At 42.2% G+C, this 8823-nt stretch carries 11 protein-coding genes; all 11 read right to left on the reverse strand.

The window, feature by feature from the left end; translation table 11 throughout:
• Window position 1: 1 nt before the first annotated feature.
• Window positions 2-694 (reverse strand): methionine ABC transporter permease, encoded by a 693-nt coding sequence (locus HMPREF1116_RS02965; RefSeq protein WP_000818851.1) that lies wholly within the window; start codon window positions 692-694, stop codon window positions 2-4.
• 1 nt (window position 695) lies between these two features.
• Entirely contained in the window at window positions 696-1757 is a 1062-nt protein-coding gene (locus tag HMPREF1116_RS02970; protein ID WP_000085697.1) for a methionine ABC transporter ATP-binding protein, read from the reverse strand.
• Window positions 1750-3123, reverse strand: coding sequence for a M20 family metallopeptidase (locus HMPREF1116_RS02975; protein ID WP_000231835.1), 1374 nt, complete (start codon window positions 3121-3123; stop codon window positions 1750-1752). Before HMPREF1116_RS02975 ends, HMPREF1116_RS02970 begins: the two co-directional genes overlap by 8 nt.
• Before the next feature lie 122 nt (window positions 3124-3245).
• Window positions 3246-4100 carry a MetQ/NlpA family ABC transporter substrate-binding protein gene (locus HMPREF1116_RS02980; RefSeq protein ID WP_000694516.1) on the reverse strand — a complete coding sequence of 285 codons (855 nt, stop codon included), beginning with the start codon at window positions 4098-4100 and terminating at the stop codon, window positions 3246-3248.
• A gap of 153 nt (window positions 4101-4253) precedes the next feature.
• Window positions 4254-5096 (reverse strand): amino acid ABC transporter substrate-binding protein, encoded by an 843-nt coding sequence (locus HMPREF1116_RS02985; RefSeq protein ID WP_000720340.1) that lies wholly within the window; start codon window positions 5094-5096, stop codon window positions 4254-4256.
• A 102-nt stretch (window positions 5097-5198) separates the two neighbouring features.
• Window positions 5199-5522, reverse strand: coding sequence for an AzlD domain-containing protein (locus HMPREF1116_RS02990; RefSeq protein WP_000253953.1), 324 nt, complete (start codon window positions 5520-5522; stop codon window positions 5199-5201).
• Window positions 5512-6207, reverse strand: a complete 696-nt coding sequence (locus HMPREF1116_RS02995; RefSeq protein ID WP_000659759.1) for an AzlC family ABC transporter permease — start codon at window positions 6205-6207, stop codon at window positions 5512-5514. Before HMPREF1116_RS02995 ends, HMPREF1116_RS02990 begins: the two co-directional genes overlap by 11 nt.
• A gap of 117 nt (window positions 6208-6324) precedes the next feature.
• Window positions 6325-6936: a hypothetical protein gene (locus HMPREF1116_RS03000; protein ID WP_007554427.1), complete on the reverse strand. Its 612-nt coding sequence runs from the start codon at window positions 6934-6936 to the stop codon at window positions 6325-6327.
• Between the two features lie 66 nt (window positions 6937-7002).
• Window positions 7003-8013 carry a tRNA (adenosine(37)-N6)-threonylcarbamoyltransferase complex transferase subunit TsaD gene (tsaD, locus tag HMPREF1116_RS03005; RefSeq protein WP_000655065.1) on the reverse strand — a complete coding sequence of 337 codons (1011 nt, stop codon included), beginning with the start codon at window positions 8011-8013 and terminating at the stop codon, window positions 7003-7005.
• Complete coding sequence (gene rimI, locus HMPREF1116_RS03010) at window positions 8003-8440, reverse strand: ribosomal protein S18-alanine N-acetyltransferase (RefSeq protein WP_000569843.1); 438 nt, start codon at window positions 8438-8440, stop codon at window positions 8003-8005. Before rimI ends, tsaD begins: the two co-directional genes overlap by 11 nt.
• A partial coding sequence (locus HMPREF1116_RS03015; RefSeq protein ID WP_000324573.1) for a tRNA threonylcarbamoyladenosine biosynthesis protein TsaB occupies window positions 8437-8823 on the reverse strand: 387 nt, incomplete at its 5' end. The genes rimI and HMPREF1116_RS03015, both read right to left, overlap by 4 nt.

Consider the following 8823-nt stretch of genomic DNA (forward strand, 5'->3'; position numbering starts at 1 on the left):
TTTATTTATGACTTAATTTCTTGGTCAAAAAGTCTCCCAAGAACTGAATTGTAAAGATAATCAGGATAATGATGAGTGTCGCAAGGACTGTTACATCATGATTGAAACGGTTAAATCCATAGGCGATAGCTACGTTACCGATACCACCTGCTCCGACCGCTCCCGCCATAGCTGTTTCACCAACTAGTGAAATCAAGGTCACAGTTGTCACACGGATCAAGTCTGGTAGACCTTCTGATAGGTAAACACCTACGATGTCCCAGAAAGTAGCTCCGCTAGCTTGAGCTGCCTCGATGACACCGCCATCTAGCTCTGCCAATACCACCTGTACCTGACGAGCAAAGAAGGCAAAGACTGCAAAAGATAGGGGTACAATAGCCGCATTTGGTCCGATACTTGTCCCTACGATTAGATGAGAGAAGGGTGACAAGACAGCCAAGAGAATGATAAATGGCACCGCACGGAAGATAGAGGTAATCTTGTCTAAAATCCAGAAAACAACTTTATTTTCCAAGACACCACCTGGAGCTGTCAAGACAAGGAAAAGCCCTGCAACCAGCCCTAGGAAACCTCCGATGAGGAAGGAAAGAACCGTCATATAAAGGGTCAAGTAGATTGCTGTCCCCCAGCCAGCCTGACCAGACCAACCCATCTTGTAGACGTTTGGTAAGTATGCTTTAATCAATTCTGCCATCTTACTGTCCTCCCCTCAATACTTTTAGTTGCACACCAGCCTGACGAATGGCATCTTGAGCGCTTATCAAGGCTTCTTTTTCTCCTGACAAGACAACCACAAGTTCACCTACAGGAGTACCATCCAAAATTTCAATGTTTCCATAGAGAATATTGGCTGTTACTTGGTAGTGCTTGTACAATTCATTCAAAAGCGGCTCATCTGTAGAAGCGCCTGCATACTTGAGTTGTACCAAAATGCTGTTTTCAGATAAGTGCTCTACGATTTCCTGTTTCTCAATCTTGACCATAGCTTCATCAATACCTGTCGCAGTTGAGATAAAGTCCTGAGTCAATGGTTGCTTAGGATCAGAGAAGATTTCAAGAACGCTACCTTCCTCAATCAAGCGACCATCCTGCATCACTGCCACACGGTTAGCAATGTCTTTGACAATCTGCATCTCGTGTGTAATCAAGACAATGGTCAAACCTAGTTTACGGTTCAATTCTTGCAAGAGTGACAAGATTTGTTTCGTTGTCTTTGGATCAAGAGCTGAAGTTGACTCGTCTGAAATCAAGATTTTTGGATCATTGGCCAAGGCACGCGCAATAGCCACACGTTGTTTTTGACCTCCAGATAGTTGTGAAGGATAGTTTTCGGCACGGTCAGCCAAGCCCACCAAGTCCAACAACTTAGCTACTTTAGCCTTCTTTTCTTCCTTGCTGAGTCCAGAGTGTTTGAGAGCAAAGGCTACATTTTCCTCTGCTGTTTTCTGGCTCATGAGGTTGAAGTGTTGGAAAATCATCCCGATATCTTGACGTTTATGTCGTAATTGCTCAGCAGTTAAGGTAACCTTACCATCAAAAATTACATCATTATCTACAGTAATTCGACCTGCAGATGGTTTTTGCAAGAGGTTAATAACACGAACTAGGGTTGATTTCCCTGCTCCAGAATATCCAACGATTCCGTAGATATCCCCTTCTTGGATGTGAATAGTCACATCCTTGACCGCTGTGATGGTTCTTTTCTTTTGGTGAAAAGTCACATCGATCTGATCTAACTTGATAATATCTCTACTCATAGCTTCTAATCAGCTCCTCTACTAATTCAATATGGGTGTAATAATCGGCGATTCGTACATTCTCATCTCCACCATGGTCTCGGCTATTAGCATTTCCTAGACCAAAGGCAACCATAGGTACTTCTAAAGCATCAAAGACCGTATGCATAGGTCCTGTCCCAGCTGTAGTCGGCAAGACAGATACGCCCTGTGGATAGAATTTCTTGGCTAACTCAATAACATTGAGAATAGATGGTGCACTCATATCGCTTCGATAACTCATCTCACCCAAGGTATAGTATAATTCTACCTTATCAAAGCCATTTTTGTCTAGTTGTTTCCGGATTTTATCCAAAACATCATGTGGGTCCAAGCCAGGAACCAAACGAACTTCTAGCTTGGCACTAGCCTCTGCTGGTAGAATCGTTTTAACTCCTTGCCCCTGATAACCAGACTGAATCCCTTCGATATTGAGTGCTGGTTCAAAGAAGAAACGCTTTAGAAAGGCTGTACGTTCCTCTTGTAAAAGTGGCAATTCCAAGCCATAAATCTGGCTGATTTCCTCTGGATTGCGTTGAGCATAGGTTTCAACCAAGGCTAACTCTCGTTCATTAGGCTCTTGAACCTCATCGTACAAGCCCTCAACTAAAATACGTCCATCTGCAGCTCGCAAACTAGTCAAGGCTTGAATCAGATACCAAGGCGCTGACTCTACAATACCGCCATAGCTAGAGTGGATATCCACATCGGCACTCTTGACCTTGGCATCAAAAGTCACAATTCCTTTGTTCCCACCAGAGATTTCTAGCTGTTCCAAGGCATTTTTGGTTCCTTGTTCCCAGACCAATAAATCTGCACCACGAAGCTTGTCCGCATGTTTTTCTAGATATTTGTCCAAGTCCATAGAGGCAGATTCCTCTGCGCCTTCCATGATGAAACTGATATTGACTGGTAGATCATCATGATGCTGCATGTATTTTCTAAGAGCACTCAAGCGGGCAGTGATATGTCCCTTGTCATCATCAACCCCGCGTCCATACATGATGCCATCACGGACAGAAAGCGTAAATGGATCCTCTGTCCAGACTTGGTCGCCATCCGCAGGTACTGTGTCATAGTGGTTGTAGAAAATGATAGTCTTGGCATTTGGGCGTGAACTTTTAAAATGCGCCATGACAAAGGGTGCCGTATAACTCTCATCAATCTCGACCTCTGCACCTACACGCTTGAAGATCTCGCCTAGATAACGAGCCACTTCTTTCAAGCCGACTTGTTGGGCAAAGACTGATTTTTTAGAAATCAAGGTCCGCAAAACTTCAAAGTAATGTTGCGCCACATGATCCTTTTCAAACTTTTCAATTTGTTCTTCTTGGCTAGGGAAAACCATTTTCTCTCTACCTTTCTACTAGGACTTGTACCTTTGGAATCAATACAAGTGGATGTTCCTTTTCTTTAGTCTCTATATAAAAGCAAGAGGTGGAAAAAATCTCTCCCACCTCCCTGTGTTTATTACCAAACTGGTTGATCCAAGCCGTCTGAAGTTTCTTCGATGACTTTTTTCACTTCGTCAGTGTGGTAAGCTGCGATAATTTTCTTGATTGCATCAGCTTTAGGTGATGATTCCCAATCTTTTTTCGCAACGATGATGTTGTACCATTGTTTTGAGTTTTCGTCAGCTTGCTCTTTAAAGAGTGCTTTCTTGTAGTCCAATTTTGCTTCTGTAACAAAAGTGTTGTTTACAACTGCTGCATCAACTGATGTCAATGAACGAGCTGTTTGGCTAGCATCCAACTCAGTGATTTTCAAGTTCTTTGGATTTTCTTTGATGTTTGCGATTGTAGCAAGTTCAGTTCCTGAAACATCCAATTTAATCAAACCTGCTGATTGAAGAAGGTAAAGGGCACGGCTTTCGTTAGTAGCATCGTTTGGAATTGCGATTTCACCGTTATTTGGGATTTCTTCCACTTTAGTGTACTTGTTTTCTTCCCCGTTTTTACCTGAGTAAAGGCGGATTGGTGAGATATAAGTATCTGCAATCGCTACAAGGTCCTTACCGTTTTCTTTGTTCCAGTTGTTCAAGAAGTTGTAGTGTTGGAAAGCGTTCAAGTCTACTTCACCATCAGCAGTTGCTTTATTTGGTTGTGAGTAGTCTGTAAACTCTGTGAATTCCAATTTAATTCCGTCTTTTTCAACCAATTCTTGGACTTTGTCCCAGCGTGCTTCTTCTGAACCGCTACGGTTAACAGTCGCAATTTTAACTGTAGTTGTATTGTCTGCTTTCTTGTCTGAATTTCCGCAAGCTGCAAGTGCAAGGCCTGCTACTGTAGCGATAGCTGCTACGCCTAACCATTTTTTGATTTTCATGATTCTTTCTCCTTTAAAAATAATACCGTAATAGTATCTCATACTTTATTTGATTTCGCAAATTGTTAATAGATAGGAAGACCTATAGTTTGAAACTATATACCTACAGAATGGAAAATCATCCATCTACCAGAGAATGGATGATTTAAAAATTTATTTAATATCAGCTTCTGCTGGCAGATAAGAACCGCCAAAGAACTGTTGAGATAGCTTTTCAAGGGTTCCATCTTTATATAATTCTTGGATGCGTTTGTCCACAAATGCCTTCAACTCATCTTGACCTTTGGCAAGAAGTGGGTATACGTAAGGTTGTTGGTCGCTTGGAAGTTCGATAACTTTCAAGTTATCCAAACCTTGGTCCTTGATGACTGTCTCTACACCGATTTTATCAAAAATCTTGTAGTCAAATCGGCCATCACTCAAACGTACCATGATTTGTTGGAAGTCCCCTTTAACGTAGTTAAGGATAGTTGGGTTATCTGAGTGTTGTTTGTTGTAGTCTTCTAGCTGTTTAGCAGATGTTGTTCCTTGAACAACTTCTGTTGATTTTCCACCGATATCATCAAACGATTTGATGCTAGAGTCATCTTTTTTCACTACAAGAACGTTAGGGTTTTTAGCAGTTGGAGCTGCATAAAGGTATTTTTCAGCACGTTCTTTAGTGTAGCTGATGTTGCTAACAGCCATTTGGTAACGATCAGCATCAAGTCCTGCAAAAACACCTGACCACTCTGTCTTCTCAAACTTGACAGTATACTTGTCAGAATCTTTAAAGATAGCGCGAACCACTTCAATCTCGTAACCAGTCAATTCGCCATTTTCTTCATAGTTGAATGGTTTTGGTGTAGCATTGGTTACAACGATAATTTCTTTTTTACCAGATGTTGCTTCACCAGATGCAGCATCTTTCTTTTCACTGCCTGAGCAAGCTACCAATACACCTGCGGCTACAAGCCCTAGAGCAGCAAGTGATGAATATTTAATAATTTTCTTCATAATATTTCCTCCAAAATAGAATATAGTCTTATTTTAACAGAAAAAAAGGAATTACGCTATTATATGATTTCTATATTTGTGATAGGTTTTCTTTATGGCTGATTAAAAGACCAAACGTAGGACTGCTATCAAGACCACTCCAAAGAGAACAGTCCCTACCAGATTGCGGTAACGAAAGGCTACAAAGGCCGTTGGAAAGACTGCTAAAAAGTCTAACCACTTTATTTGCGGAAGGCTTCCAACTTTTCCTGTCACCACACTTGAAAGAATCAAGGCAAAGATAATAGAAACTGGTAGAAATTTCAAAAAGCGCTCTACGATAGGCGGCAAACCCTTGTACTTGGCTAGGATAAAAGGAATCATTCTTGGAATCCAAGTCACCAAGCCAGAAAAGACAATTGCTAATAAAACATACTTACTGACCATCCAAGACCACCCCCATAGTACAACCTAGCAAGGTCGCAAACAAGACAGCTAATGACTGAGACACCACCGTCAAGAGCAAAAAGAAAGATACAGCTACAACTGCTAAAATTATGAAGAGATTGCGCAAAGGAATCCGTTTTTGCATAATCTGAAACTGGGAAGTAAAAATCCCAATAAACATCCCCACTAGGGCAAAATCTAAGCCAAACATTTCTGGATTTGGTAGAAGTCCACCTAGAGCAGTTCCGACAACAGTTCCGACAAACCAAGCCACATAGCTGTTAAGGTTGTTTCCGTGCATCCACATAGGATTGACCTTATCCGTACGCACCAACTCGCCCATCAAAACGCCATAGGTCTCATCGGTCAAGAGGCTGGACATGCCGATATTGTGCCAGAGGCTGGTATGACGAAAATAGGTCGATGCATGCAAACTCAGCAAAAAGAGACGCAGATTAATCAAAAAGACCGTCATCGCAATAGCAGCTACTGGAGCTTGAACTGCAATCAAAGCTATCATGGCAAACTGAGCGCTCCCAGCATAAACAAAGAGACTCATCAGACCCATTTCTACTGGTGTCACATAGGGCGAACCGATAATCCCACAGGCAAGACCGATGCTAACATAGCCCAGAGCAGTCGGTACCGCAGCCTGCACACCCTCCCAAAATCCTTTTTCTTTCATAGACTTCCTCACTAATCATTCCTTCAGCAACTGTTTTCCAAACAGTCACAGCAAAAATTATTATAACATATTCGTAAAATAGAAAAAAGTTTAGAGTTTGAAGCTAGTAAAAAGTACTCATCCAGGATACATTCGAAATTGATCCACTCGAATAGGATATTTGTCAACTTCAGGTTTTTCAACATATTCATTTTCTATCGGGTAAACATCAACCCAGAGTTCTTCTCTCTGCCCTTTTAACTTGACCTTAAATCGATAACCAACATCATCACCTGCCAAGGCATCAACTTTCAAGGACTGAAAGTTTGGTAGAGCTTCGATTTCTGCTTTTATATCTTGGGTCATGTGATAAAATATTTCTTTCTGTTGCGCTTTAGAAGGCATCGGAAAATAAATCGTCGCTTCTTGTAAACGATGCGATTTTGAAAAGGTGAAGATTGCTCGACCGCTATAATTCTTCCAATTAACCTTGTCATAATTATAAAAAAGACGCCCTGTTTTATAGAGATAAGGGTCTTCTGCATGCCAAGTATCTCGATAGCCAGTTGCTGTTTCTTCCACTACTTCATTTGGTTCTCCAAACGCTTCTTCAAAAGACTTCGTAGGCATATAAAATGAAAGTGACTCAAACACGACCAGTTGCGTCTTGGAAAAAGTCTGACAAGCTATTAGAATCAGGAGGAAAGTTCCAAGTACAAGCAGACTACTGATTATTTTTGTAAATTTCATATTTCTACTATACAAAAAAAATCGGTCATTTGTCCAAGATAAAAGAGTTAACTCTAGGCTAACTCTTTATTCTATAGTATCAAAAGCGAGGCTAGGTTTGGCATTTATCTCCAATCCTGCAAAGTTTTCTTTGTTCCACTCACTAACGCTTGCGTAGGCAATCATGCCTGCATTGTCCCCGCAAAGACGCAGAGGTGGAATGATAACCTTGACGTCAGTGATTTCAGCTGCCAAGCGTTCTCTTAATCCTTTGTTTGCTGCTACACCACCAGCTACAACGAGGGTTTTAACAGGGTATTTCTCTAAGGCTTTTTTAGTTTTTGCCATGAGAATATCCATGACTGCAGCTTGGAAAGAAGCAGATAGGTCTTCCTTGGACAAGCTTTCTCCCTTTTGCTCGGCATTGTGGTGAAGATTGATAAAGGCAGACTTCAAACCTGAAAATGAAAACTCCAGATTGTCTTCCTTAATCATGGCACGTGGGAAATCATAAACATCCTGACCTTGGTGAGCCAACTCATCAATCTCCCGACCTGCTGGATAGGTCAAGCCCATGACACGTCCGACCTTATCATAGGCCTCACCAACCGCATCATCACGGGTTTCACCAACAATCTTATAATCACCAGCCTCAGAAACATAGACCAACTCTGTGTGTCCACCACTGACTAATAGAGCTAGTAAGGGGAATTCCAAAGGCTCCACACTTTGAGCTGCCATGAGGTGGCCAGCCATGTGGTTAACGGGAATCAGCGGAAGTCCATGTCCCCAAGCAAAGGCCTTGGCAGCTGACAAACCAACAAGCAAGGCTCCGACCAAGCCTGGTCCATAAGTAACCGCAACAGCTGTTACATCTTCTTCTGTAATCCCTGCTTCTGCCAGCGCCTCCTCGATACAGGCTGTAATGACCTCAACATGGTGACGACTAGCCACTTCAGGAACTACGCCCCCAAAACGTTTGTGACTTTCAATTTGACTAGCAATGACATTGGATAAGAGCTCGTCATCGTTTTTCAGTACGGCGACACTGGTCTCATCACAGGATGTCTCAAATGCTAAAATATATCTATCCTTCATCTATTTCTCTCTTCATGATAATGGCATCCTCAACTGGATCATGGTAGTAGGACTTTCTCTCAGCGATGACTGCCATTCTTTCTTTCTTATAAAATGCCTGTGCTCGTTGATTTGACTTTCTGACTTCGAGGAAAATCTCCTTATCTGTCGTTAATTGAGCAAACAAGGCTGACGCGATTCCCTGACCTTGATAGGCTTTTTTGACAGCAATTTGCAGGACTTCTGCTTCAAATAGATTCTCCTGCACAGCTAGAAAGCCAATCACTTCTTCCCCATCATAAGCTAGAGCATACCAGGTCTGGTCTTGGGACAGGTCTGCTTGGATTTGTTCCAGAGTCCAAGGACTGACTGGGTATACATCTACCATGACAGCATAGATGACTTGTGCCAAATCAGGCTGTTGTTGGATTCGTTTAATTTCTATCATAGGCGTTTAATGTAAGACTCGCCAGACTCGGTGTGATTCTTAAGCCAGTTTTCCTCAGCTTCTACACGCTTGAGGTAATTTGGCACAAAGTCATGCAAGGAGTCTGCTTCCTTATCCCAAGCCCAGAGGGCTAGATTCGCTGCATTTGGCAAGGTTTCCTGATAGTTAGCCTGTGGTAGTTGTTCTTGAATCTGCTCCACAAAGGCTCCCACTTCACCAACAAAAGTGACTTGTTCAGCATCTTTGACTTGCTCCAAAACTTCTGCAAAGGACAGATGCGCCTCTGGAAAGACAGGCTGAGCATTTTCATAAAATCCTGCGTAAACATTGTTGCGACGCGCATCCATCAAAGGTACTACAAGACCTACTTGCTGGCTTGGTAC

This window comes from Streptococcus sp. SK140 (assembly GCF_000259525.1).
Lineage (GTDB): Bacteria > Bacillota > Bacilli > Lactobacillales > Streptococcaceae > Streptococcus.